General features: G+C 34.5%; 26 protein-coding genes and 1 pseudogene. 2 read left to right on the forward strand and 25 right to left on the reverse strand.

The window, feature by feature from the left end; all coding sequences use genetic code 11:
* Positions 1–41: 41 nt before the first annotated feature.
* From ACUN26_RS28605 to ACUN26_RS28715, 23 genes and pseudogenes are all read right to left on the reverse strand, one after another.
* Positions 42–479: a hypothetical protein gene (locus ACUN26_RS28605; RefSeq protein WP_000368961.1), complete on the reverse strand. Its 438-nt coding sequence runs from the start codon at positions 477–479 to the stop codon at positions 42–44.
* Between the two features lie 3 nt (positions 480–482).
* Positions 483–1,673, reverse strand: coding sequence for a MobP2 family relaxase (gene mobP2, locus ACUN26_RS28610; protein ID WP_000063692.1), 1,191 nt, complete (start codon positions 1,671–1,673; stop codon positions 483–485).
* Complete coding sequence (locus tag ACUN26_RS28615; protein ID WP_002093867.1) at positions 1,666–1,926, reverse strand: hypothetical protein; 261 nt, start codon at positions 1,924–1,926, stop codon at positions 1,666–1,668. Before ACUN26_RS28615 ends, mobP2 begins: the two co-directional genes overlap by 8 nt.
* A 259-nt stretch (positions 1,927–2,185) precedes the next feature.
* Positions 2,186–3,082: a hypothetical protein gene (locus ACUN26_RS28620; RefSeq protein ID WP_000578558.1), complete on the reverse strand. Its 897-nt coding sequence runs from the start codon at positions 3,080–3,082 to the stop codon at positions 2,186–2,188.
* Between the two features lie 21 nt (positions 3,083–3,103).
* Positions 3,104–3,682: a hypothetical protein gene (locus ACUN26_RS28625; RefSeq protein ID WP_000653496.1), complete on the reverse strand. Its 579-nt coding sequence runs from the start codon at positions 3,680–3,682 to the stop codon at positions 3,104–3,106.
* A 27-nt stretch (positions 3,683–3,709) separates the two neighbouring features.
* On the reverse strand, positions 3,710–4,837 hold the full coding sequence (locus ACUN26_RS28630; protein WP_000550846.1) for a bifunctional lytic transglycosylase/C40 family peptidase: 1,128 nt from the start codon (positions 4,835–4,837) through the stop codon (positions 3,710–3,712).
* 4 nt (positions 4,838–4,841) lie between these two features.
* A complete protein-coding gene (locus ACUN26_RS28635; protein WP_000457226.1) occupies positions 4,842–6,779 on the reverse strand; it encodes a VirB4 family type IV secretion system protein in 1,938 nt (645 codons plus the stop codon).
* Positions 6,780–6,794: 15 nt separating this feature from the next.
* Positions 6,795–7,604 carry a hypothetical protein gene (locus ACUN26_RS28640; RefSeq protein WP_001173332.1) on the reverse strand — a complete coding sequence of 270 codons (810 nt, stop codon included), beginning with the start codon at positions 7,602–7,604 and terminating at the stop codon, positions 6,795–6,797.
* Between the two features lie 14 nt (positions 7,605–7,618).
* Positions 7,619–7,906 carry a DUF5592 family protein gene (locus tag ACUN26_RS28645; RefSeq protein WP_001258275.1) on the reverse strand — a complete coding sequence of 96 codons (288 nt, stop codon included), beginning with the start codon at positions 7,904–7,906 and terminating at the stop codon, positions 7,619–7,621.
* A 47-nt stretch (positions 7,907–7,953) separates the two neighbouring features.
* The gene (locus ACUN26_RS28650) at positions 7,954–10,479 is read right to left on the reverse strand and encodes a pLS20_p028 family conjugation system transmembrane protein (protein WP_197209987.1); all 2,526 of its coding nucleotides are present in this window, start codon (positions 10,477–10,479) and stop codon (positions 7,954–7,956) included.
* 23 nt (positions 10,480–10,502) lie between these two features.
* Entirely contained in the window at positions 10,503–10,712 is a 210-nt protein-coding gene (locus tag ACUN26_RS28655) for a hypothetical protein (RefSeq protein WP_000538818.1), read from the reverse strand.
* 57 nt (positions 10,713–10,769) lie between these two features.
* A complete protein-coding gene (locus ACUN26_RS28660) occupies positions 10,770–13,340 on the reverse strand; it encodes a VirD4-like conjugal transfer protein, CD1115 family (RefSeq protein WP_000286723.1) in 2,571 nt (856 codons plus the stop codon).
* Positions 13,341–13,377: 37 nt separating this feature from the next.
* Positions 13,378–13,887: a DNA polymerase III subunit gamma/tau gene (locus ACUN26_RS28665; RefSeq protein WP_000497917.1), complete on the reverse strand. Its 510-nt coding sequence runs from the start codon at positions 13,885–13,887 to the stop codon at positions 13,378–13,380.
* Between the two features lie 76 nt (positions 13,888–13,963).
* The gene (locus ACUN26_RS28670) at positions 13,964–15,055 is read right to left on the reverse strand and encodes a hypothetical protein (protein ID WP_241744827.1); all 1,092 of its coding nucleotides are present in this window, start codon (positions 15,053–15,055) and stop codon (positions 13,964–13,966) included.
* A gap of 15 nt (positions 15,056–15,070) precedes the next feature.
* On the reverse strand, positions 15,071–16,156 hold the full coding sequence (locus ACUN26_RS28675) for a hypothetical protein (RefSeq protein WP_000497576.1): 1,086 nt from the start codon (positions 16,154–16,156) through the stop codon (positions 15,071–15,073).
* Positions 16,157–16,259: 103 nt separating this feature from the next.
* Positions 16,260–16,568, reverse strand: coding sequence for a hypothetical protein (locus ACUN26_RS28680; protein ID WP_000062192.1), 309 nt, complete (start codon positions 16,566–16,568; stop codon positions 16,260–16,262).
* Between the two features lie 31 nt (positions 16,569–16,599).
* A complete protein-coding gene (locus ACUN26_RS28685; protein WP_001018800.1) occupies positions 16,600–16,824 on the reverse strand; it encodes a hypothetical protein in 225 nt (74 codons plus the stop codon).
* A gap of 29 nt (positions 16,825–16,853) precedes the next feature.
* Positions 16,854–17,297, reverse strand: coding sequence for a hypothetical protein (locus ACUN26_RS28690; protein ID WP_000087499.1), 444 nt, complete (start codon positions 17,295–17,297; stop codon positions 16,854–16,856).
* Between the two features lie 945 nt (positions 17,298–18,242).
* Entirely contained in the window at positions 18,243–18,491 is a 249-nt protein-coding gene (locus tag ACUN26_RS28695) for a hypothetical protein (protein ID WP_000514061.1), read from the reverse strand.
* A 102-nt stretch (positions 18,492–18,593) separates the two neighbouring features.
* Positions 18,594–19,169, reverse strand: a complete 576-nt coding sequence (locus ACUN26_RS28700; protein ID WP_000901823.1) for a TraM recognition domain-containing protein — start codon at positions 19,167–19,169, stop codon at positions 18,594–18,596.
* Positions 19,170–19,206: 37 nt separating this feature from the next.
* Positions 19,207–19,665 carry a hypothetical protein gene (locus tag ACUN26_RS28705; RefSeq protein WP_001290355.1) on the reverse strand — a complete coding sequence of 153 codons (459 nt, stop codon included), beginning with the start codon at positions 19,663–19,665 and terminating at the stop codon, positions 19,207–19,209.
* Positions 19,666–19,822: 157 nt separating this feature from the next.
* Positions 19,823–20,043 (reverse strand): annotated as a pseudogene (locus ACUN26_RS28710) (SpaA isopeptide-forming pilin-related protein); the annotation flags it as partial.
* A 206-nt stretch (positions 20,044–20,249) separates the two neighbouring features.
* Positions 20,250–20,459, reverse strand: coding sequence for a helix-turn-helix domain-containing protein (locus ACUN26_RS28715; protein ID WP_000217389.1), 210 nt, complete (start codon positions 20,457–20,459; stop codon positions 20,250–20,252).
* A gap of 136 nt (positions 20,460–20,595) precedes the next feature.
* Here ACUN26_RS28715 and ACUN26_RS28720 point away from each other — a divergent pair, with 136 nt between their 5' ends.
* Positions 20,596–20,979: a helix-turn-helix domain-containing protein gene (locus tag ACUN26_RS28720; protein ID WP_000687451.1), complete on the forward strand. Its 384-nt coding sequence runs from the start codon at positions 20,596–20,598 to the stop codon at positions 20,977–20,979.
* A gap of 271 nt (positions 20,980–21,250) precedes the next feature.
* Here ACUN26_RS28720 and ACUN26_RS28725 read toward each other — a convergent pair whose 3' ends face one another.
* Both ACUN26_RS28725 and ACUN26_RS28730 read right to left on the reverse strand, forming a co-directional pair.
* Entirely contained in the window at positions 21,251–21,508 is a 258-nt protein-coding gene (locus ACUN26_RS28725) for a hypothetical protein (RefSeq protein ID WP_000732611.1), read from the reverse strand.
* A 24-nt stretch (positions 21,509–21,532) separates the two neighbouring features.
* Complete coding sequence (locus ACUN26_RS28730; protein WP_000427889.1) at positions 21,533–22,687, reverse strand: AimR family lysis-lysogeny pheromone receptor; 1,155 nt, start codon at positions 22,685–22,687, stop codon at positions 21,533–21,535.
* Between the two features lie 486 nt (positions 22,688–23,173).
* Between ACUN26_RS28730 and ACUN26_RS28735 the strand changes: the two genes are divergently transcribed.
* Positions 23,174–24,142 (forward strand): hypothetical protein, encoded by a 969-nt coding sequence (locus tag ACUN26_RS28735; protein WP_000924320.1) that lies wholly within the window; start codon positions 23,174–23,176, stop codon positions 24,140–24,142.
* Positions 24,143–24,254: the final 112 nt, after the last annotated feature.

Here is a 24,254-nt window from a genome sequence, read left to right on the forward strand (position 1 = left end):
CTAATAACCTCCTGTTTTTTTATAAAAAGAAACAATGTAGCTTACGTTACATTGTTCTTTGATGCCTCATGATCTATACGTTTTTGTCTTGCATGACTAATTCGTTCCGCTACGACTTCTTTTGCTATCTTCACACTTCCCATCTCTTGTTTATCAGTCGTAATAAGGCTATCTACGCCCTCTAAAAAGAAATAACCATTTAATAACTCAATTAAAATTTGCGTATTTCTATCCGCACTATTTGCACCGAGACGAATTTTTGTTAGTTCACTTTTCAACACATCGTGTAAGTTTTTTGATACAACTTCAGAAATATAATTCAATGACCATTCTGAAGTTTTTGATGCTTGATGTTCCATACAAATTTTCGATATAGCATCTCCTGGATGTGTAATATTATATTCATCCATATAATCTTGAATGTATTGATGGACATTTTCATTTAACGATAACTTCATTCGTATTTTTTTATTATCCATGATTTAACCCCTTTCATTTTCATATGCATTTTCTCTTTGCATACGCTCATAATACTTTTGATTTTTCCAACTTTCATACTCACTTTTAAAAGCACGTTCCACTTTTTTCATGGAATACTGAATAGATACATTCTGTTGAAATTTTTGAAACGGCTTTGATTTTTTCATATGATGGATTCTCTTTTGTTCCTTATCATATGCCTTCATTTCTTGCAAAAAAGCGTTCCCCATTCTTTTATATAGGTCATTGATTTTATTCGTTTTATAATTTTCATATTGCTTCTTATCATACTTTCCTTCCCCATAAGCTTCTTTAAAAACTTGAACTTCTTTATCTAATTTTTGGAGAAACTGATCGTAATCTTTTTTATGATGATGTTGAATATATCTACTGCTCAATTCATCAATTTCCGGCTTCAATGGTTGAATTGTATTGTAGCTATATTGCCACTGTCTTTTATCACTTGGTAACTGTTTATAAATTCGTAAAAACAACGGTTTCAGATGTTGATTACGCCAATCAAAAACGGAGTCCTCTTTTTTACTTCCTACCATATTATTTCGAATCAGATCATTAATTTGTTTTTGCTCCTGCTTACGATCTAACAAATTGTTTACGACTTTGCCCTTCATCGCATCTAATGTTTTGGGTTTTCTTTTGCCACGTTCTCTTGTTGGAAATGGTTCAACAGTTGCTACATGAATATGAATATTATCCGTGTTAAAATGAATGGCTGCTGACCAGATTGAACTTTTTTCTATCCCCTCTCTCTTTTGCATTTCCTTCATCGCAAGCCGTGTTACATCCATTAACTTTTTTTCATCCAACGTTTTTGTTTTCTCATCATAAATTCCTTGTTTCTCTAACCAGGGATTATGAAAAGAAATGACATCTTGCCACATGATACTTCCATTCTCATGAGCGGTTTTAAACATTTCCTTTAAGGACTTTTTTTCACTTTCTGTTAAACGATTTGCGTGTTCCGTAAATAGTGCCGATGTCTTTTCTGAATTCCCCATATAGTCTTGATACGTTTGGAACATTTTCGGATTCAGCTTCACTTCACTTTTCGCTTCCTCCCGATCTACATAATCAATATAGTTCTGAAATGCGTCCGAACTTGGTAACACAAATTTCGTTTTTAAAACAACACCTGGTGTTATTGAAGACTGAACAGGAACGGCATTACTCATTTTCAACATCCTGCATCATCATTTGAATAAACTCATTCATTTTTTCCATTGCGCTATAACAATCACTCATCATATGGATGTTCTTTTCAATGAGATTTTCTAATTCCATTTCCCTTTTATGTTGTTGCTGAAAAAACGCCAACATTTCAATTTGTGCTTTCAAAAACTTTTGCCTGGATATTCCCTTTTCCTTTGCAATTTCATCTATTTTCTTTAAGGCAACTGGATCTATGTCTCTTATTTTTAGATTCACAATTTCCGCTCCTTTCTGCAATTGTGGGTAGAGAACCAAAAATAGTGAGAAGAGCATAAGGGGTTTCTGCCCCCACCAAGGGTGTGGGGCTAGGCGGAGCCTAGCGAAACGGTGGGGGCAAGAAAAGAAGTTGAATGTCCCCATTACGTCCCTATCTTTTTGATTAATGTCTCCACCACGTCCCGTTATTTTTTCTTAATGTCCCTTTCATGTCCCCTTATTTCACCTCAATGTCTCCATCATGTCCCTATATCTTTTTTCACTTTTTATTAATTTCTTGTGACTTTTGCTCTAATTTTTTGATCTTATCTCGTGCAATTTTTTGTTCTCCTTTAAACAATTCCACGTTCTTTTCTGATGATTTTATTTTAGATTCTAAGGATGCTATTTTTGATTGTGTTTCTGTTTTTTCTGCTTCAGTTTGGTACTTCATTTCATCTTGTAATTCTTTTACTTTTTCATAAACTGTCTTTGCATTTTCTTCTTCCAGTTTGATTGCTTTCCCATAATTTTTTATCTTTGTTTCGATATCCTTTTTGTCTCTTTCTATAAAATCTAGCTCATATGTTTTTTTATCTTCAGCTAACAATTCGTCATTTGCTTTTGTTTTACTTTGATCCGTAAAAATCGTCTGAACTAATTTATTCGGACTTTTTGTTGCTGCATTTTCTTCTTCATATTGATTAACATCTTGTGTGAATTTACGAATATCCATTTGTTCTTTTTCACCGTTTTTATTGTAAATATCGAAAGCTAACGCTCCCCAATTCGGAGATAACTCTTTTACTTCTACAACGTATTTTCCGTTCTCTTCATACAATACTTTGACAGGTAACTGAACACCTGGATTTACTTTTTGCTGTGCCTTAAATGTATATCCTGTTTCCTCATATCCTTCTAATCGAAAGTAAATTTGTATAAAGTTTTTGTGTGGATTGTATTCCCTTTTTTCTACAATCAATTTCCCCATACCCGACAACTTAATTACTTTATTTGTCTCTGTATGGAATAGTTTTTCATCGTTTGGCATGTAAATTTTAGATGTCAAGAAAGCGAAAAATCCAAAAAATAGAAAGCTGATAATTGTTAGGTAAATCCACGACTTATTTTTTCTTAGATTGATTCTTTCACTCTTCTTACCAATTGCACCTATCACACTCTCACCCCACCTTTTTCGTTATAAAACTTTCATATTTAACTCTTCCACACTTGTAACTCGCCATGTTTCCTTATCTTTTTTCATGATGATTCGTAACACATTGTTTACTTTTTCTTCTCGGTTTTGCGTTGAATCTGTCGTGACATTTATAAATTCAGCTAACACATTTACCTCCTCTTTATCGGGTTCATTTTCTTGTAAATAAAACTTCATTTCTATTGGTTTCGTTTTATACGTATCTCCTAATTCGTATTTATCAGTTGGATAAAATTGTTGTAAAAGTTCTTCGCTCATAATGGATTTTTCCTTTTCTTTTCGCTCGCTGTACCCTTCTTTTTCTCTGTGAAATGATAATTGTATAAATGTTTCGGCTGTCGATAAGTATGCCCTTCTCTGTTGTTCCTGTGCGGAAGGAAGCACCTTATCTAGTCGTTTTTTTAAGTCTTCATTTTGTTTTGTTAGTAATTCATTTGAAAGTTTTAACTGTTTTTCTTTGCCATCACTCATTGACTTTTTGCTCAAATAGATATTAAAAGCTGTCACACCTACAACTAAAATGACAAACACAATAAACAAAGATTTTCGTTTATCTTTCATTCTTACAGTCTCCTATTCCTTCGGTTTTTAGAACCTTCTTACATGACCAGAAAAGACTTTTTTCCAGTACGGATTATTTAAATCTTCAATAGAAACACCTTTATTCGTTTGGCATCCTATGAAAGTATTCTTATCAATTACAATTCCAACGTGTCCGTCATGTTTGTAGGTATCAAAGAAAATAACATCACCCGGTTTCATATCATTTGCTGATACTTTTGTACCAATTTTGTTTAATGTTTCCGTACTTACAGCTCCTATCGGACTGGTATACATCCCTACTTGTTCGAATGCCCAGCGTACAAAACTTGAACAATCAAAAATTCCTCTTGCGATGTCATTTGTGTTACGTCCTCCACCAAATACATAGGTAGAACGCCCTATCCATTGGCGACCTACATCGGCAACTTTTGAACCGCTACTGCCTCCACTTCCTGGATTTCCTCCTCCACCAGAAACGACAGAACCCGGCTGATAATATTTTAAAACTGCGTCAACGTACAAAATATCGCCGTAGCACGCTTGATATGGCACGGCTTCTGGTCTAAGGCAATGATACATGCCAGTATGTTTAACTTTTTGATACTGTTGTTGTGAAAATTTGATTGCTAATTCTTTCGTATACTTGCCACCATTTGCACCAATAAAATCGAAAAATCCTGTCCCGAAATTATATGCTTGAAGGGCGGTTTTGATATGATCCATGTCCCCTGGACTCGTTACTCCGGCTCTTTCTATCGCATGTTTAAACTCCTGTACACCAGCCCAAATACTGTAGTCTGGATCTGTAATACAGTTTGGTGATTTACAATATTTCGTATTAAAAGCACCCTCTGATGATTGCATCGGATCGCTACCTCGGCCTCCGCTCTCCTGCATCATTTGAGCAAGCATTAAAGCGACAAACGGTTCCACGCCAAAAGCTTTCGCATGCTTCCGAATCGTAGGTTCCCATTTTAAAACTTCGGGCGAAACATTCATGACTTGCCCTTCACCTGTATACGTAATATCACCTGCGTCTGTTCCACTTTCTCCACCCATTGCCGCAATAAAAATACTCATAACTCCAAGTAAAAGAAAAGAAAAAAGACCCATCACAATTAGCGCTAAAGTGATGAGCCATTTCTTTGGTATAACCTTTAAAACTAGATGCATGGTATTAAGCACCTCCCCCGAATAACATCAATTCTTCGTCTGTTACTTCTACATGAAAATGAATGTTTTTTACAGCCCCAATACTTAAAATGACATCCCCGGTTGGTAAATGTGGAATTGCTGCAATCTCACTTTCACTTAACTGTCCTGCAAATACTTTTCGTAACATATCTAAACTGTTATTATCTTGCTGCATAATAAATTTGTACTGTGTAAGTTCAAATAGTTTTTTAATTTCATCAATCATTTCTTGTGAAGATCCTTCCGGTACAAAATCTCGAATCGTGTGACTTGCATATAGAAGCCCTGCAAAGTATTTTCGATCTTCTCGGCTAAGTTTCGTTAAAAATTGTAGCGCATGAGCACTTTCTTTTTTCGTGTTGATTATATGATGCGCCTCGTCAATAATAATGAAATAACGAGTTACATCTTCAAAAGCAAGCTGCTTTTTGTTAAATGCTTTTAATTGAGGTGCACCATTTGAAATCATTTCATTCCAAAGGAGATTTAACACATTAAAGATCTGTGCCTGGAATACCTCTGCTTTAAAACTGGATATATTTCGTAAGGAAAAAGATACAACTTGTTCTTTCTTGAAATCTTCAATTGTAGTAGGTCCATCAAATAATTCTGCATATGTTTCTACTAAATTTACAAGATTTAATTCGATCAGTTCTAAACGATGTTTTCTGTTTTCTCCTAAATTCCCATGATGTTTTCTATTGTCTACATTCTCATATAATTCATCACGAACAAAAGATAAAAAGTTTGAGAAAATGGGATACTCATTTGGTGTTCTTGTTGTAATTTCATTTTTCGCTCCTTTTTCGTCATTCCATAATCCCATACGAATATATAGTTTACGAAGTAAATTTTCATATTCTTTAATTTCATCATCTTTTGCTTCTGGTGCAATGAACCGATAAATAATTGTCAGTTTAGATAAATGCTGGGTAAAACTAACTTCCTCACTTTCTGCTGTCTTATATACTTGAAGTGGGTTAATCTGACCTTGTGATCCGTCTAACGCAATTGTCTTTCCACCTAGCTCTTCTACTGTATCTGTAAACTCTTCTACAACATCAAACACCCGAACAAAGTGACCCTTACTTGCATAATCCACCGTTTTCTTTTTTAACAACGTTGATTTCCCCGCACCAGACTTTCCAATCATTACACCGTTATAACTCTTTCTTTGATTGTCTTTATGGAAGATATCAAAAATAACATTTCCTTTTGTTTTCGTTGTTCCATAATACGTACCGTATGGATCGTGCAAATATGAATAATGAAACGGACACCCACCAGCCAAACTGACTGCCGGAATTTCTTTCCCTTTTCTTCGGTTCACATAATTTTTTTGTGTATCAAAGCTCGTTACGAGTGCATCCCATTCATACTCTTGTTCATTTAAAAAGACAGCTCCTCGAAAGTTATAAGATTCTAATGTTTCCAGGATCTCTTTTACTTGTTTTTCTAGCTCATCTATTGTTCTAGCGGAGACATAAATACGAATGTGAATACGTTTCATGACCTCACCTTGTTTCAAATCCGTATAGAGAGCTTCCAGCTCTAAAAATTCATTTTTTGCATCGATCCGATCTATATTATCCTTTGCCGTATCATGTCGAACACTTTGTTCACTCATGGATTTATTAATAGATTCAACAACCTCTCTTCGGTCATCACTCATTACATCTAATGTTGTGATCACATTTGGCATATTCATAATTTGCTCTAACCAAAAATCATTTACCTCTGTTGGAAAGTCAAAAACATGCACACAAGTACCTAATCCATCACCTGTTTGAAAATAACTTTCTTTAAAACTAATTCCCCCTTGTGGCTGAACTCTAGCCACTAAATAAGGGTTGTAACCTTTCTTCTTTTTTAGTTCTTCTTGTTTTTCCTTTTTGGATTTTTTACTTTTGAACGCAAACATACTGTTTCCCCCTTACTACCATATATTTTTCGTTCCTAATTTTGCATTTTGATTGAACAATTTAAACATAAGCTCTAACTTTTTCTCTTCATCCACCTCTAATAGTTCAGTAGAGCGTTTGATATATCGTTTTGCTGCATCTACACGTTCTTTTACGATTAATTCCGTTTCTCCGTAAATAAATAAGAAGGCTTCCCGATTGGTTCTACCCCATTCTAAAAACTGAAGTTCTTTTAACTTTTGATTTAAAATTCGTTCATACAAAGGACTAGTACATTCTTTAATTTTCTTCTCAATATATCGTTGTTGTTCGGTTGTTTGACATGGGAAGTTTAAAAAAACGAGTTTAATGGACTGTTTGTAGGCTTGATAAAAATACGCATGTGAGAAGATAACAAATGCTTGTTCATCACTATTCTTAGAGAACATATCGTCACCTTCTACTTGAAGAATTTCTAAAAACTCCTCATTTTTCAGTTCAAATATGCCATCCTCCGTCATGTCTACAATTTGCATAATTTCCGCAATACTTTTCTTTACCTTTGGTGGCGCTTCTTTCTTTTTTCTAGATAAAAAAACCAACAATTTTTGATTTTTCTTTTTCGAAATGTCTTTCTTTGGCTTTTCTTTCTTCTGTTTTTTTACTTTTGTTTCTACCTTTGTTTTTTCTTCTTTCTTTTTGCTTGGTACCACCTTCACAATTTCTTTTGGTTCAGAAATTGATTCTTTTACATTTTTTTCGTTAAATCGAAATGCATTTTCCTTCGGTCTTTCTAGTTGTTTTGGCTCTTCTTTCTCTACATCTTTTTCGCTGAATAACGCCATATGTGATCCCTCCCTTATTGATCGTTATCAATGGCGCAATATGCACCTTTTCTTCTTAGCAATGTAATAATCAATACTTCATACATTCGTTTTTGAGGATTCGTACTTGGTCGCCAAATCATGATAATTGCAATAACTGCCATGAAAATAACAAATGGTAATTGAAAGGAATCATGTACAAAATTCCTAAGAATCATCGTTACAACTAATAAGCCAATTAATAAAAAGAAATCTATTAAATAAAGCACTTTATTAATCCGTAATTCTGTACTGATTTCCTTTGGAATCCGATAGCTTCTCATCGGGATTCCCTCCTTTTCGACAATAAAAAATAAGCGTACGATTACGCTTATTTTTTATCTGTATTCTTTTTATTTTTGTTTACAATATCTCTCCAACTTTTACCCGTGTTTTGCCCCATCTGATAAAAACGCTTTGTATTTTGTACCGTGTCTGAATTATTGATTCGTTCTTGAACCCCTCTTACTGTTTGCTTAACGGATGATGTAGTGGAGTTATAACCTTTTTTAACTGTATCCGTTGCATATTGTCCTAATGTACGTGTTTCCTGACTTCTACTTGCTGCCACTTCCTTATCACTTTCATAAGGAATAATTGGGCTACTTCCGCTTGGCACTGATCTTGGCGTTTCTACTGGTGCCGGGCTTCCTCCACTTGGTACTGATCTTGGCGTTTCTACTGGTGCCGGGCTACTTCCACTTGGTACTGATCTTGGCGTTTCTACTGGTGCCGGGCTTCCTCCACTTGGTACTGATCTTGGCGTTTCTACTGGTGCCGGGCTTCCTCCACTTGGTACTGATCTTGGCGTTTCTACTAGTGCCGGGCTTCCTCCACTTGGCACTGGTCTTGACGTTTCTACTGGTGCCGGACTTCCTCCACTTGGTACTGGTCTTGATGTTTCCATTGATGCCGGGCTTCCTCCACTTGGTACTGGTCTTGATGTTTCCATTGATGCCGGGCTTCCTCCACTTGGCACTGGTCTTGATGTTTCCATTGATGCCGGGCTACTTCCGCTTGATACTGTTCCTGCCGTTTGACTTCCTTCACTTGTTCCTTGTCTTACGCCTCCTGGTGTTTGACCTCCTTCACTTGCTCCTTGTCTTACGCCTCCTGGTGTTTGACTTCCTTCACTTGCTCCTTGTCTTACGCCTCCTGGTGTTTGACCTTCTTCACTTGCTCCTTGTCTTACGCCTCCTGGTGTTTGACTTCCTTCACTTGCTCCTTGTCTTACGCCTCCTGGTGTTTGATTTCCTTCACTTGTTCCTTGTCTTACTGTTCCTGGTGTTTGATTTCCTTCACTTGTTCCATTTGATTTTCCAGCTTCTTTCATTTCATCTTGAAGACTAGTTGTTCCCGATTCTTGCCCATTCGCTACCCCTGGGTTTTCGTTCCCTCCTTTTTTCATGTCTTCTTGAATAGATGGCATACCACCATTCTTTTTATCTTTTTCCTTATTTAAGTTACCTTTTTCCTTATTTGCTACATCATTTCCATTTGCTTTCTTCTCACCAGCTTTTTTCATTTGATCTTGCAATGAATCTTTATTTTCAGATTCATTTCCATTTTTCAAGCCACTTATGAGACCAGCCATTCCACCTGTTGCCATCGCTGCCGCACTTGCGGTTTTAGCCGCTGCAACACCAGTTCCTTGCGCTGCACCTTTCGCTCCTTTTCCAATCATATTTCCTAGACCCTTCATTGGTTTTGAACTTGCAAGACCAGCGATTCCTTTACCAAGTGCGTAACCACCTACTAACATGCCCCAACTACTCTTTAAACCAATATCTATTCCAAATAGTCTTTCTACGACTGCCGGGCCATCTAGAACTGCCATACTAAATGCGGCTAATGCAATCAGATACGGTACACCATTTAATTTGTCATGGAGAAACGCTGTTCCCATTATATATAGCTTCAAAGATAGGAATATCATAATCGTTGCTATAAATATATTGAGGATATTAGATAATACAGCTTTTAACTTTTGACCATTCGCAACATCGGCTGGTGCTAATATGTTCGCTAACAAGTAGTTAAATGCTAACTCATAAAATAATCTAGCTAATTTAATACTTACCAATAGCAAAGTTAATCCTGTTATCAGTAAAGTAAAGAATATGTTCCAAAAATTCCAATGCCAGCGATAATACTTTTCTGGAAAGAAATCAAACCACCCATCTTTTAATTCAGCTAAAGATGCAACTCCTAATGCATCCATCACCCTTTTATTCTGTAGGATTTTTTGACCACCATCTGATAAATCCTTGTCTTTCGTAAATTTGAAATCGGAATCAATTTTTTCTGTAATATCTATTTGTCTAATATTTTTTTCAGGAATATTATTTTTCGGATTCAAATCTTCTTTCTTTTTCCATCCATTTTGATCTATTACTGCAACATCTGTTATGTTCTTCTTAATAATTTCATCACTTAAGGAACCTTTTTGTTCTGCTTTTACAACTGCTATGGCGTCATCGGTGAACTTATCAACCTTTGTCATACCAGTACTTAATAAACAAAGTACACTCAGTGTTACAAAAATATTGATGATAATTTGAGAACGGTTCATTTGTTTGTTCATAATGAACATATAGCCAATATATATAAATGATATGGCTAGCAAAACGACAAACAATGGATATAGCATATCAACAAAATTTTGTATTTCCGGTGAATTAAAGAATCCTTTAATCCCCAGTATGGCATCTGTCACACCTTCTAAAGCATCTACAACTAAAGATAAACCTACAATTAGGAACCATCCTAGCCAACGCAATACATAATTCACGATGTCTCCTACTTGAAGATAATCCGAGAACGTTTCTAAGACCTTTAAAATCTCTTCATCTTTCACTATTTATCCTCCCCTCATGCTTATTACTGTCCTAATACTTCTTTTGCTGTCCATTTCACTCTTTCATTCAGTCTGTCAATACGAATAATCAATTTCCCTTTTTGTTCCCGATCTACTGAAAGGAAAAGAACCGCATCTTCCAGACCAAGAATGACCTCATTTTCTTCTGTTACAAATGACGAGTAACTATCTAAAATCAATTGCATTTTATCCGTTATTGTCGGTACACCCATTACCTATTCCCCCTTTATATTTGGATTCAAAAAAGCACTCAATCATTTGAGTGCTTTCTAACTTGGTACTTGTTCTTTTTCTTCTAAATCACGCAAGGTTCGATTAATCTTGTTTTCGACTGCTTGATAAACACTTTTGTCGATGTGGTCATTGTGAGCTAACATCTGAAATTCACTGTAAAACTCGCCCATTTCTTGATTTTCCACCTCATCTATTGATTTGCCTAACTGTGCTAAAAAGAACTTATCAACCAGTTTCAAAAACGCTAAATCAGATTCGAAAAATTCGTTAACCGTTTTTCCTTTCCAATTTTCAATGGAGAGGGAATCAAACGGGCTATCTTCCTGTTGAAACGCCTCTTCCGGAATTTCTTCATCAATTCCCATCATTGTTGGCTCTTCTACTGGCTGCGATGTCTCTACTGGTGGCAAATCTTCCTGCTCTGGCTCTGATGGTTCTTTCTGAATTTGTTCTTCCTTTCTTTCTCCTAGAAAATCTACAATAAGTTTTTTCGGTTCTACATCATCATGTAAGGAGTGGATATCTATATCTAAAATAGATTTATCTGTATCGAACTCTTTCCCTAAGTACTCCCATCTATACTTCAAAGCTGTTTCTCCTGTATTATAAATTGGACGTGGTCTGATACGCTTTTTATTATTATCTTGACGTTTTATGACACGAATAACGGCACTTTCTCCTTCTTTAAAATTCATCAGTTCATTTGATGTTAACAGTGGACGTTGATCTAGACCTTCCGTTTTATTTTTATCAGTAGAAAGACCTTTTCCACTTCGGGAAGGTAGGTTAATCGTCTGATTCCCTAGTTTTTTGGAAACCTTTTCGGCGGTTTCTTGATCGTTAGTTAGAATATAAATTGTATTCCCACAGTTTCCATCAATGGTATCTGCATCCTCACCATACTTATTTTTCAATTGTGCATATGCCTGGATCACAAGGTTAAAGCGAACATTTCTACCGAGACAAACTGTAATAATATTAGCCATTCCTTCTATACTCGGCATATTTCCATACTCGTCGAGGCAAAAAACTACCTCACGGTGACATTTCCCTCCACGAGCGAAGGATGCACCTTTAGCCAATATAAAATAAAGCTGCCTTACAAAAATAGAAGCAATCACATGATTCGAAGAATCAAAGTCTGGTGTAATCATAAAAATAGCCACTGGTTTATCGAAATAATCCACTTTTGTTATTTCCATACCTTCATTTTCTTCTACTACTTTAAATTCTGTATGACCCGTTTTTTCACCTATTTTTGTAATAGAAATAGATGTTTTCGTTTTAGGCTCTTCCTTTTCATTACATTGAATGGTATCTCCAACTTGTATTACTTGTTTAAAGTCTAATGCAAAACGTCCTGTAATATCTGCCTTAATAGATTCCTTTGAACCATCTGGAAATACAATTTCTACTCGTTTTCTCGGTGTTACTTTTCCTTTTATCGTTTTTCCAAAACCGACACGTTTTAAATCTACACTATTTTTCGCTGTCATTTTAGCGATTTCATCAAATGTAAAAATAGAAAGTCCATTCATTGTTTGGGTGAAAATTCCGCCTCGTGTTGTTCCTTTTGAGAAGTTTGAGGTTGCATATTGCATTTTCGCAACGCTATCCGCTGGTAAGCCTTCAAAGTATAAATCTAATGCATTTTGTGGATCAGCTTCCGGATCTACGATTACCTCTTTTGAACCAAGTTCCGATAACATATTTGCTACTGCATACATTGTGATTTTTTCTTCTGTACCTTCCGCAATACATTTATCTGTAACTGCTAATATCATGGCGTTGCACAAGCTCATAGCACACTGTTGCCAAAAAGGATCTTTTACAGTTGGGTTGTAATACAAAGTGTGTGAGAGTGTTTTACATAATGCCTGGGCCGTTGAATAGTCTCCATCTTTATAGGCATCTTTGACAAGCTGCAACAAGTTGTAGCTCATAGAATCAAGTGGGTTTAATAAATTCAAAACTTCAATGTGATATCTCCGTTTTTCCAACGTTTCTTTGGAAGCACTAAAAATTTCACCTTTTGGATCATTAATTATTAATGAAGGCTTATGTTCCGCTCTAGAATAGACATCAATTGTAGGAAATACAAAGGTTTCCCCTTTACCAGAGCGTGTTGTACCAATAATTAAGTTGTTTACCGGGCTATCATCAATAAATACCTTGTCACCTAATCGTGAGATAACAACACCACCGCCACCTTTAAATGATTCTTCTCGATCTGGTACAGCTCGGTATTGCTTTTTCAACTCTTCAACTGTTGTAAAACGACTAGACCCTTTCTGATGATTATTTAAGTTTTTAAAGGAAGATTTCAATTTGTACACTGTTCTCGCTATAGTTCCAATCACTACAAGGAAAACAAGCAAGTAGTAAATTGGATGTTCTGCAATTGGCATCTGAAAAAGAAATCCTACCTCCATATGAAATGGTTTAGGATGTAATAAATCACTAAATGTTGTTTCTATCAGCTCTAAAGATAAGTTGAGTAAAAAATTAGCGATCAAAAACATTCCAACAAACAAAAAAGCACTCAATGGAATGAGTACTTCTTTTTCAGCTAATTTATATTTGATTGATATCTTTTCACTATACATATCAAAGCATCACCTCTGTTCAATCTAGCCACACGTATTACTTTTTCAAGCCAAATCCCGAATCATAATTATATTTTTCATACTCTGTTATCTTATCGAAATCATTCGTTACATCTAAAGATATAATATATCCAAATTTCTTAGTAATTTGGGCATCTGAAGGCATTTGTTGAAAACTTGCTATTACTTTTATATCGGAATCCTTCATTTGTTGAAGAAAGTATATAAAATCTTCCTGACATAAATAATTGGTTTCATCTACAATTACATATTCAAATTGTTTAGCTACATTTATCACATCATCTGTAATTTTAAAATCTCTATATTCTTCATTTGATTCACAATCTAAATATTGTAAAGTTACATGCCCTTCTGTTTGATTCTCTAATTCTTCGTATTCCTTAAATGGATCTAACACTAATACTTTTGATAAACTAAAAGCCATTTTCTTCAATTCCCTCGTTTTCCCTGTTCCCACTCGACCTACCACCATTAAACTTTTATCTAGACTTGAAATTTGTACTAAATTTGCACTATTAACAAACATCTATATGACCCCTTTCAAATTAAAAAGGTACTCTTTTTATGAGTACCCTTTTTGACAATATCAGTTGATTTTTTCTTTATTTACTTGCTACCATCTTTTCATTTTGTTTCAGAACTGGCTTTTCTTGATTCGTTGGTTTCTCTGGATTTGTTGGTTTTTCTGGATCTGTTGGCTTCTCTGGATCTGTTGGTTTTTCTGGATCTGTCGGTTTCTCTGGATCTGTTGGTTTTTCTGGATCTGTTGGCTTCTCTGGATCTGTTGGTTTTTCTGGATCTGTTGGCTTCTCTGGATCTGTTGGTTTTTCTGGATCTGTTGGCTTCTCTGGATCTGTTGGTTTTTCTGGATCTGTTGGCTTCTCTGGATCTGTTGGTTTTTCCGGTTCTGTCGGTTTCTCCGGATTTGTTGGTTTCTCCGGATTTGTTGGTTTTTCCGGTTCTGTCGGTTTTTCCGGATTTGTTGGTTTTTCCGGTTCTGTCGGTTTTTCCGGTTCTGTCGGTTTTTCCGGATTGGTTGGTTTTTCCGGTTCTGTCGGTTTTTCCGGTTCTATTGGTGGCTCTATCGGTGGTTTTGGTTTTTCTGTCCCTGTATTTTCCGTATTACCATTCTCACCCTCCGTTATAATTGGTGGGTTCACAATTGCATCTGGTTTCTTCTCTGGTGGAAGAATATCTCCTATACTCGCTACTGAAGAATCAATATTTTGATCGCCAAATGCAAAATGATCTCCATTCACGCTGACTTGTGGCTTATTATCCGTAATGGCTGCAATCACATTATCCTTTGCTGTATCCTGAATTGATTTATCTTTCGTTTCTTTATCAAAGAGTGCTAGAACACGGGAAGTCGTTTCATCTCCATTTTGAAGATTACTTACAATAGATTTCTCTTTAAAATTAATTTTCGATTTATCCAGTTCTTCGAGAACATAAGCAACTTCATTATCCTTACTTTGAATTGCATTCTCTGTAATTGCTTCGAAATCTTGTTTGTTCAGATCTTCTTTCTTTTCATCCGGCTTATTCTTATCTACTTTTTTTGTAATAGCTGATTTACTTTTTGATGACTCCTTACTTCCAAACCAACTGCAACCTGTCGTACTCAATATCAATGAACCACCAAGAAAAACAATCCCCATTTTTTTATACAGATTCTCATAATTTAAAGGCATGTTATTCTCTCCCCCTTAGATGTTCTGTAGATCTTTATCAATTTTTTCAATCTTAGCTTTCTTTTCTTCTTCACTTATCGTAGATTGTTGAATATCTCGTTTCTCTAATTCTTTGACCTCTTTTATTATGTTTTTATTTCCTTGCGTTTTGGCAAAAGAATAACAGTCTTCATATTTTTTTAGATTTACAAAAGCTTCAACAATGAGTTTTTCACGTCTACCGTCCATATTGACTTTCCCTTTAAGCTTAATTACCTCCTCATATTTCTTATTAAGTGCTGCTTTTTCAAAGTCGATTACATCATTTTTGACATCAATTTCATTGATTTTATTCATATTGTCTATTCCGATAAAATAAGCAACCACACTTTCTGCAAATTTCGGCTCATATTGTAATGCCTTATTCGCCTTTCCATTTAATAAATAAGTAAATAGAACTGCCTTCTGACTATCTTTGTCTAATTCTGTGTAATTGACCTTATCGAAGTATTTAACGGCTTCTCCATACTGTTGAATGGCTGCCTGTTGTAATCCTTTTACTACATATTGTTCAGAGCCAGCATTTGCACTCGAAACTGGCTCGGAAGAGAATAACTTAAAGGCGAATATGGCACCAGCTCCAATTAACACCATGCTTCCTATGACACTCGCAATAACCTTGAATCCTTTTCTATTTTCCTTTCCAGGCTTTATTTGTGTTTTCACTTCATTCGATGGACTATAAGAGGGTTCTCCCTTCCTTTCTGGTGATTCTTCTTGATATTCATATTCTTCATGAAAAGGAGATTCATTGATTTCTCTTTCTAATGTTTCTAACAGCTCCTTCTTTTGTTCCTCTTGTTCCGGATCTAATTGCATCACATTCATTTTTTTAGAAATGTGATCAAAAATATGATCTGCATATCTCGAACCAAGTGATAACGTACCGTTATAAATTTCATTGGAATGACCATCTAACAAATCGAAATCAATATGTTCTTGCCGCCCTGCCTCTCTATAAACTCGTTCTAATCGCTTCGTTAAGATATAAGCTTCATGAAACGAATATTGCTTACCCGACTCAATTTCTGTTCCATTACTACTCTTAAAAATGACAAACATAGCTTCTCCTCTCTCTCATTTACTTTAAATTCCATGAAAAAAGGCAACAAAAAAAGCCATACCCTTTGCATAGCCTCCTCATTGCCTTAATTATATTTTTTCACTAGTTCATCCAGAAAAACGGGAATAAGATTTGACCAAATTTAATATTACTCGTTACGCTCTCTGATAAGTACATGCATCCCATTACGATAACGAGTCCGGCTGCCCCACCAATAAACCACCAAACACATTTATGTCTTCCTCGTTCACCACCCCAAATTAAAAGATAAGCGCCCCAGCAAAATACAATCGCTGTACTAACCTGTGCTCCTCTTTGCATCCATGTAATAAATGAAATTCCTGTATTAACTAGGCCATCCATCGCATCACCTAACACTAACATTTGAGATAATGTTTCCAACATTGACATATACATTCACTCCCTTTTCATTTTTAAATGCTTATACATTACTAAGCTGACTTGATTCATTCGCCTTACTGTATTCCTTTACTTCTGTTGATGTTGCTTTATAAGCCTGTAAAGCTTTCATTACTAAATCTTGATTTTCTTCAATGTATTTCTGATGATGTAAATGAAGCCAATGGTTATAATCCTGACCATTGGCTCTTAATAGGTTTGCTACCATATCTTTTTCTTTTTTTAATTCCCTCTGTGTAATCGCCACTATATCACCACCTTTCAATGATTATGTGATTACTTCTGATATTGCTCTTTGCAATTTTGAACAAAATAGGTTACTTCCTTTTCAAGTTCCGAAAGTTTATCAATTGTAAATTTAATCTCTTTTTTGACCTTACCTTTTTCATAATATGCAAGAGTATCCCTTCTTTGCGATAATCCCCAATCATGAGGGTTACTTGTACTTGGAATATCGTCACGATTTTCATCTAAACCTTTTACTTCAATCTTTTCTTTTTCAGCTATTTTTTTTACAAGGAAGATCCAATCTTCACTATGCCTCATGTTAGACGTTAGCATAACAAAACCTGTGCCATCCTCACTCATGAACTTCTTCATTTCTAACGGACTAAGTCCCATTACTTCCCCTTTTCCCGAACTAAAGACAAATGTTGAACCAATACCAATTGCAATTAACAGTCCAACAACAGCGGAAATGATCCGCCCTTTACGACTCATGTATGTTCCTCCCTATATCAAATTTTTACAAGCGATTTTGAAGTGTGATGAGACACATTTAAACTTAAACATCTGTCTTTATTTCATAACATTTATCGTTTTCCGACAGAAGACTCCTTCCTCAAAAATGTGAAGGTGTGAAACACCAATTTTAGGTGGGAGATGAATGTCGGTTGGCATAGGCCAACATGTTTGCTATCATTTACTTGTACAGATTGCTCTTTGAAAACTAAAGATATGAGGTTGGTTGCAGAAAAACGTTGCAACCGTAAAATCTTCAACGTTCTATCGCCCACACTTGCCGAAGTTGCGAAAACCAAGCTAAAGTAGGGAGTGTGGTGCGTCAACGTACAAGATACTTATGTTCTCACCGTAGGGACTACGGGTAGAGCCTGCTAAGATAACTGGTGGATAATCGGTGTTCGCAGGAATCTCCCACTTCAAACAGTCCGTTAGGACGTTAAGTGGTGAGTAGTTCAAAAGAAATAAGTGTATAAAACGGAAATATCATTTATGGCTGGAATGACGAACCCTGTATTGGCATGCGTATAGAGACTAATCCCGACCTAGCTTCTATATGCCCAATACCGCACTACGTATTTTGGCGTGAACGTAGAACCTTATGTATCTACTGTTGTGATGTTCCTCGCTTCTTCAGAATGTCAAAATGGGATATTCCTCACGAGTACTGACACAAACAGGTCTTTGATACAATGCATTTCCCAGTGGTCACAGATGAGTTTTACGATCTTACTCACCCAACAATAATCGTATACCTACCCCCTCTAGTGACCTTTCGAAGGGAAGCACGCATATATATTGAAAGCCGTATATCATCCTTCTACATCATTACGAAAAGGAAAAGATACACAATATATATATTCAAATTTTCAAAGAGCAACTTGTTTTGTGCTATATTCTCAGCACACTTCAAAATCGCTTTTTTTATTTACACTTTTGTTTTACAGCTACTAATTCCGCATGTTTATTTTTTCGTTTAGCAATTAAGTTTTGATGCTCATCTCTTACCGAGCGCACTTGATAATAAATTTGAGCTACCTTTTCGATGCTTCCTGTGCTATTTTCAATTGCGATGGTACCTTTCAGTTCGTATGTTTTTCCATCAAAAGTTTTAACACTGTGAGCTTGTGATGCGGCAATATCATAAAATGTGAGTCTTTTTTCTTTTCCCATATGAACGCCTCCTATTTTGATAAAGAAGGGAGAAAAATGCTTCTCCCTTGTCTAGTTTTCTAGCCATCTAGATAGGATGAAATAGTGAACGAGTGCTTCATATCATGCTAAGATTGTTGTGTTATACGAGGTCATGATGCGTTGCGCTGCCTCTTTTCCGTATATGTGCTGTAATGCGGATTGAGATTCAACTACGATTGAATGCTGAATGTGGTATGTCGCGCTTTCTTTTAAAAACTGCTCCATATGAGGGATTGGGTACAAATCATATTGATGAAATACCAGGTGAATCGGTCTTATATTCTTGCATTCTGTTAGATATTGAAGAAAATTTGATAATGCTTCCCCTCTCTCTTGATACGTACTCATTTCCGTTTCTACACTGATGTACACAGCGGATTTTTGTTTTAGATCCATTTGTAGTGTTTCATAACCAGTTAATAAATCATGTTTGATGATTTGATATCCTTGTTTTCGTTTTTCTTGATGAGTATCTTCATAAAAGTTGCCTTTCGGATCAAAAATGAAAATAAAATCATCTGTTGTTTCTTTCACACCTTCTATGACTGATTTATACGCCCCAAAACGAGCTTTTATCACGCCTGCGACCTTTTCCCTTTCATTCAGCTCTTTCAACACTCTAATCAACTTTGTATACTTCTTAGCTACACCTAACATACGTTGCACTCCTTCCTATTTCATTTTCCACTAATAACTAGTACTGAAACCCAAGATACTCTCTCTGTTTCTCTAATTTTTCATATTGTTCTTGCTGCTCATCTAAAATTCGTAAAATTGTACTGATTGTGCCTTGCCTTGTTTCTTTTGCTGATAAGGCTAATACGCTAAACATTTGATAGGCCGGATGATCTTTCTTCAATAACTCACTTAGATTGGGATCTTTTTCTTTTGCTTGTTGTACAAATTCCCTAACCTTTTCTAAATCTAAATAATAGAAATCTCCATGTCGTTGATTTAAGTACAAAATAATTCCTGCTAGTAAGTTCGTAGCGGATTCTATCCAGAAATCATACCGTTCTTTCAGCTTGATTACAGTTTGAGCGATTGAAATACCTTGTATAAGTTCTTTAGAAAGCCAAGCATTCTTGCACCGCATCACGGCTTCCCCAAGTTTCCCTAAATTTTTTATTTTACCGACGTAGATTTCTGACATCTCATATCATCTCCCCTCGGTTTCTTATATCTTGCTCTCTATCCAAAAAATAACTGTCCAAATGGGAATGACGAGTAAACATGCATTCCGACATCCAATAACGAGGCCTAACGGATTTTCAGCTACATCACTAAAATGAGGTTCATATTCTTTTATATCACGATTGAGCTTTCGTACGGATTCTAACTGCAAATACGGCTCCAATTAAGCCAAGTACAACACATGCAAGACTGATCCATCTTATGTAAGTATTTTCGGCTTTTCCGCCTGTTGTTGGAAGATAAATTTCAATTTTCTTGGTGTTTGTTGTGGTTGCTTCATGTGTGGAGTAAAGGGTTGTTCGGTTACTTTTGGTTGTGGTATTCCTAGTTTTTGTGGTTAAAATTTGACCAGCTTTTTTAATTTCAAAAGAATGGGTTGCTGCTAAATTAATATTCACCTAATACGATTTTTTTACATGTACATTGAAATACTTCAAATCAGAAATTTCAGATTTTAAAACTTAAAAAATAACAATAAAATTGTACCTTTTCTACAAGGTTCATTTACAATATAACTGTATAAGTATTTTTGGGGAAAATAGTTTATTTCAACTTTGCCCGAAAGTAAGTTGCAAAAAAAAGTTTCTCAATTGGTTCTTCAAAAAAATCCGCAATACTTTTTGCTCTGCTAAAAATCAAACCTTTCCTGCCTGATTCTACATCGTATAAAGTGCTTGCAGGAATTTTTGAACCTTTTGAAACTTCTATAATTGTATAACCCTTTGACTCACGAATTTCTCTTAGAACTGTCAAATATCTCACCACCTTATTTATAGTTTATTCGTCTTTAAGCCTAAAGTCAACACTTAAAGTTCATATTTTAAACACTTAAAGTGTGAATTTGATATTTTTTAAAACCTACTTGCTTAAAATTGGAGTGATAAATCATATGAAGATTGAAGAGAACGTATTAGGAAAAAATATAAAAAAATTAAGAGCTTTAAAAGGAGTAGCCCGAAAAGAAATGGCCAATGACCTTAAAACTACTTATAGAACTGTTTCTAGTTGGGAGACCGGAGAAAAAAAACCACGCCTAAACAAATTAGAAGAAATCGCAAATTATTTTGACGTAAATACAGCTTCTTTATTAAAAAGTGAAATTCCTGATAAGGAATTATTAAATACTATAAAGGGTGAAGATCCCGTTGAACGTCTAGCACGACTACTCTATGAAAAATACATGAGCGTTCCAGATGAACATAAACCTAGAATTGAGGAAGAGTTACTAAAATATGCAAACAAATTAACAATGCAAATTAATAAGGAGGAATAAGAAAGTCCCTATGATCGAGACCCTCTTATTTCTCTTTACAGCTATATTCTGAACATAATTCAATAAGCTCACTAAAAGTTTGTAAATCCATTTCTTTTATAATTTCTGTAAGCTGATCTATACTTAATTTCATTTCTATCCCTCCATTTATAAATTGTGAATCTACACACATACATTTCGTAGTTTCTTATTTAGAAAGTTATAAAACGTTTTATAAACGCACAAAAGACATCGTTTAAACGATGTCTTTTTTAATAAAGTTGGTTTAGAATTAGCCTCCACCACCAGGATCGACCATTCTATACATTATGGGATTTTCCACTGTAACTTTAGGTTCCAAATTAAATACATAGGATTCAAATAACCCCGGAGAGCCTCCACCAGGATCGACCTTCATATAAGAAACAGATTGATTATCAATATTTTTATATTTAGAATAGTGTTGATATGATAGCATTTTACCTAATAATGCATTTACTAATGTTATCAAAAACAAGGTAATTATTATCAATTTAAATAGTTTCTTCACTCTATTCTCTCCTTTCTGCAAAAACTACATTATTTTTTCTATATTTTTATCATATATTCCTTCTGCAAACTTCACGTACAAAAAGTCATTATTTGACTTAAACATATTAATGGATTTTTTTACTAATTCTAAATTATCCTTAGCCATCCCCATATAGCACGTCTGCATTGGTGATAAATACCCTTTATTCTTTTCAATTCTCTCTAATATTTTAATAGCTTCATCTTTCTTCCCTTCTTTAATTAAAAAAAGTGCGTACTCAGCTGGATGAAGTTTATTAAATTCTATTTTATCTATATCTTTCCACCAAACAATTCTTATAAAATTAATATCATTCAAGGCTATTCTAAATTTTAAACTTTCTTTCGCTCTACTCAATATACTTGTAGCTTCTAAAAAGAAATTTAAAGACTTATTATAATTAGTAAACATGCAATTTTCTCCGCATCTTATATTCAAGAATGCTTCCATAACCGGAAAGAATTTTAAATCTTTATAAGTTCTTAAATATGTATTGTTTTCTTTAAATTCTTTACACATATCTCTTCTTAAAAGCGTATAACTCCATAGTTCTGTTACCCAAAAATAATATAAATTCTTTAAGTAATTATTAGTCACTAATTCAATATTACGTTCAATCCTAACTTTATATCCCTCCATCAATCCGAAATCACCCAAATCACATAAAATTAGCATACTAAGAATGTCACAATAGATTTCTACATCATAATTACTTTTATTAGATATCATTCTAGCTTTCTCAATGTCTAAATATATGCTTTTAATATCCTCACCATCTAAACGAGCAATATATAAACTAAAAATTTTTGCCAATCGCTTCATTTCTATATCTTCACTTTTCTTACACAGTTGATAAATAGATTTCATTAATTTTAAATAATCATTTAAATGGGCAATTGCAAATGCAAGCTTCACATTTATATTCATTCTATCCCTTAATGTATTTAAGTAGTTAATAATCATTTGTTCTTGCTTATCTTTATCGTTTTCAAAAACAACATATACAAGCTTTGAAAAAGTGTATACTGATAATGCATTATTCTTGTTAAGATAATTTGAAATAGTTGATTTCGAAACACCAACTTCTTTTGCAAGGTTTGTGTATGTTATATTTTTAAAGGCTAAGTAATTATCAATTTCTTTATTTATATTTTCCATGTATATTCACCTCTTTTTCAGAAGTATGCGGCTGAATTCAAGGAATATTCAGAAACCTACATATGTATAGTGATTATAACATAGCTAAATACTTTCAATTTTTCTCATTTAAATACTGAATATTCAGTTAATTATAGACGTAAAAATATTAATTCCATCTATATTTTTCTCTTTTGTCTTAAATATGAACTTAGAGTGTTGATATTCTTTAAACGGAATTGTAAAATATAAATAACTTATCAAGGTATTATATTTTTTATAACAAAAAAATAAAACCCCACCGCCAGTTTTTAATTGGTTTCTAGTTTGGCGACCGGATCCAATTAAAAACTCCAAAGATAGGGTTTTAATTCACACTACAAGTGTATGTGTATTTCTTTAGTATCATACTTGATATTAAAATTATACCATAAGGTGCATATAATGTGAATATAAAACCCTTGTTTTCCAGTTTATTTGTGGTGGGAAAATTAGGAGGGTTTTTCTGTGTTGTTGCACAATTTTTTGCTCAGTCGAGCAAAAACTGAATTAAGTCCCCGTATCAAACACTTATCAAAGACTTCTGGAGCTATAAATCAAGCAATAAAGAAAATTACTACTTATATTGATACTATTGTCCTAGAATATGAGGGTGTTACCACTAAAGATTATCTTACCAAAAGAAAATATGAAGCCTTAGAGACTGTTTTATCTTATTTAGTACAAGAAGGCTATAGTCAAGTTAGACAAGACCACATCAGCAAAAAATCAGGCATTTCAAAACCAGTCATTAACTACGTGTTAACATGGCTGCAAGATCTGGGCGTATGCCAACAAATTAAAGTGCGAAGACATGGTAAAATCGCCCCTTCAATTTACATATTAACCATACATAACAACTATTTAAAAATCATTGAATATTTTAAGATAAAATGGGCTTTAGCAATTGATGTTTGCTCTACTTTCACTAAATTGCTAAGTGAAAAACTCTTTAAGAAAAATTTTGTAGCCAATCCTGAAAATATAGAGAATGATATACAAGTCTCCTCTAATTCTTTAGATGTTTTCAACATAAATAAACAAGAAAAATCAGATAAAAATTGTGAATTAAAAGAAAAGAATAACAGATTACAAGATTTAGATGACTATCTAAGTGAGGATCAGAGAAAAGCTTATTACTACATTTTAAGCCAAGAACTAAATCATCTTAGTGAAAAAGATGCATATACACTTGCTTTAAGGATGCCACATTATATCGATCGCTATGCTAGATGGGATTTTGAAGAATGTGTGCAATGGTTCCAATACAATGAAGCTCAAAATAGCAATCCTGCACATTTTATAAAAATGTTTGGGCAAAAATCTAAACAAAACTGGGAACGAAGAAATCAAAACGCATTAGAAAAGAAATCACTGCATGGTTTAAATAAAAAAAGAGAATTTGTTTTCTATAATTTTTTAGAAGAGAGTAATTAAATTTTAAAAATTATACTAGTATGTAGCCTTGCTTAAAAAAATCAACCATAGCAAGGCTATTTGTCATATCCTCTTATAAACGGTCATAAACTTGCTATTTTTCGACACCAGA

Source organism: Bacillus sp. WC2503 (genome assembly GCF_052682895.1).

Coding starts and splice junctions, on each gene's coding strand:
- ACUN26_RS28730 (WP_000427889.1), bottom strand. CDS start 22,687: ATGGAAAATATAAATAAAGAAATTGATAATTACTTAGCCTTTAAAAAT.
- ACUN26_RS28625 (WP_000653496.1), bottom strand. CDS start 3,682: ATGAAAGATAAACGAAAATCTTTGTTTATTGTGTTTGTCATTTTAGTT.
- ACUN26_RS28605 (WP_000368961.1), bottom strand. CDS start 479: ATGGATAATAAAAAAATACGAATGAAGTTATCGTTAAATGAAAATGTC.
- ACUN26_RS28635 (WP_000457226.1), bottom strand. CDS start 6,779: ATGTTTGCGTTCAAAAGTAAAAAATCCAAAAAGGAAAAACAAGAAGAA.
- ACUN26_RS28680 (WP_000062192.1), bottom strand. CDS start 16,568: ATGTCAATGTTGGAAACATTATCTCAAATGTTAGTGTTAGGTGATGCG.
- ACUN26_RS28640 (WP_001173332.1), bottom strand. CDS start 7,604: ATGGCGTTATTCAGCGAAAAAGATGTAGAGAAAGAAGAGCCAAAACAA.
- ACUN26_RS28670 (WP_241744827.1), bottom strand. CDS start 15,055: ATGCCTTTAAATTATGAGAATCTGTATAAAAAAATGGGGATTGTTTTT.
- ACUN26_RS28720 (WP_000687451.1), top strand. CDS start 20,596: ATGAAGATTGAAGAGAACGTATTAGGAAAAAATATAAAAAAATTAAGA.
- ACUN26_RS28690 (WP_000087499.1), bottom strand. CDS start 17,297: ATGAGTCGTAAAGGGCGGATCATTTCCGCTGTTGTTGGACTGTTAATT.
- ACUN26_RS28705 (WP_001290355.1), bottom strand. CDS start 19,665: ATGTCAGAAATCTACGTCGGTAAAATAAAAAATTTAGGGAAACTTGGG.
- mobP2 (WP_000063692.1), bottom strand. CDS start 1,673: ATGAGTAATGCCGTTCCTGTTCAGTCTTCAATAACACCAGGTGTTGTT.
- ACUN26_RS28665 (WP_000497917.1), bottom strand. CDS start 13,887: ATGTTTGTTAATAGTGCAAATTTAGTACAAATTTCAAGTCTAGATAAA.
- ACUN26_RS28645 (WP_001258275.1), bottom strand. CDS start 7,906: ATGAGAAGCTATCGGATTCCAAAGGAAATCAGTACAGAATTACGGATT.
- ACUN26_RS28660 (WP_000286723.1), bottom strand. CDS start 13,340: ATGTATAGTGAAAAGATATCAATCAAATATAAATTAGCTGAAAAAGAA.
- ACUN26_RS28675 (WP_000497576.1), bottom strand. CDS start 16,156: ATGTTTGTCATTTTTAAGAGTAGTAATGGAACAGAAATTGAGTCGGGT.
- ACUN26_RS28695 (WP_000514061.1), bottom strand. CDS start 18,491: ATGGGAAAAGAAAAAAGACTCACATTTTATGATATTGCCGCATCACAA.
- ACUN26_RS28655 (WP_000538818.1), bottom strand. CDS start 10,712: ATGGGTGTACCGACAATAACGGATAAAATGCAATTGATTTTAGATAGT.
- ACUN26_RS28700 (WP_000901823.1), bottom strand. CDS start 19,169: ATGTTAGGTGTAGCTAAGAAGTATACAAAGTTGATTAGAGTGTTGAAA.
- ACUN26_RS28630 (WP_000550846.1), bottom strand. CDS start 4,837: ATGCATCTAGTTTTAAAGGTTATACCAAAGAAATGGCTCATCACTTTA.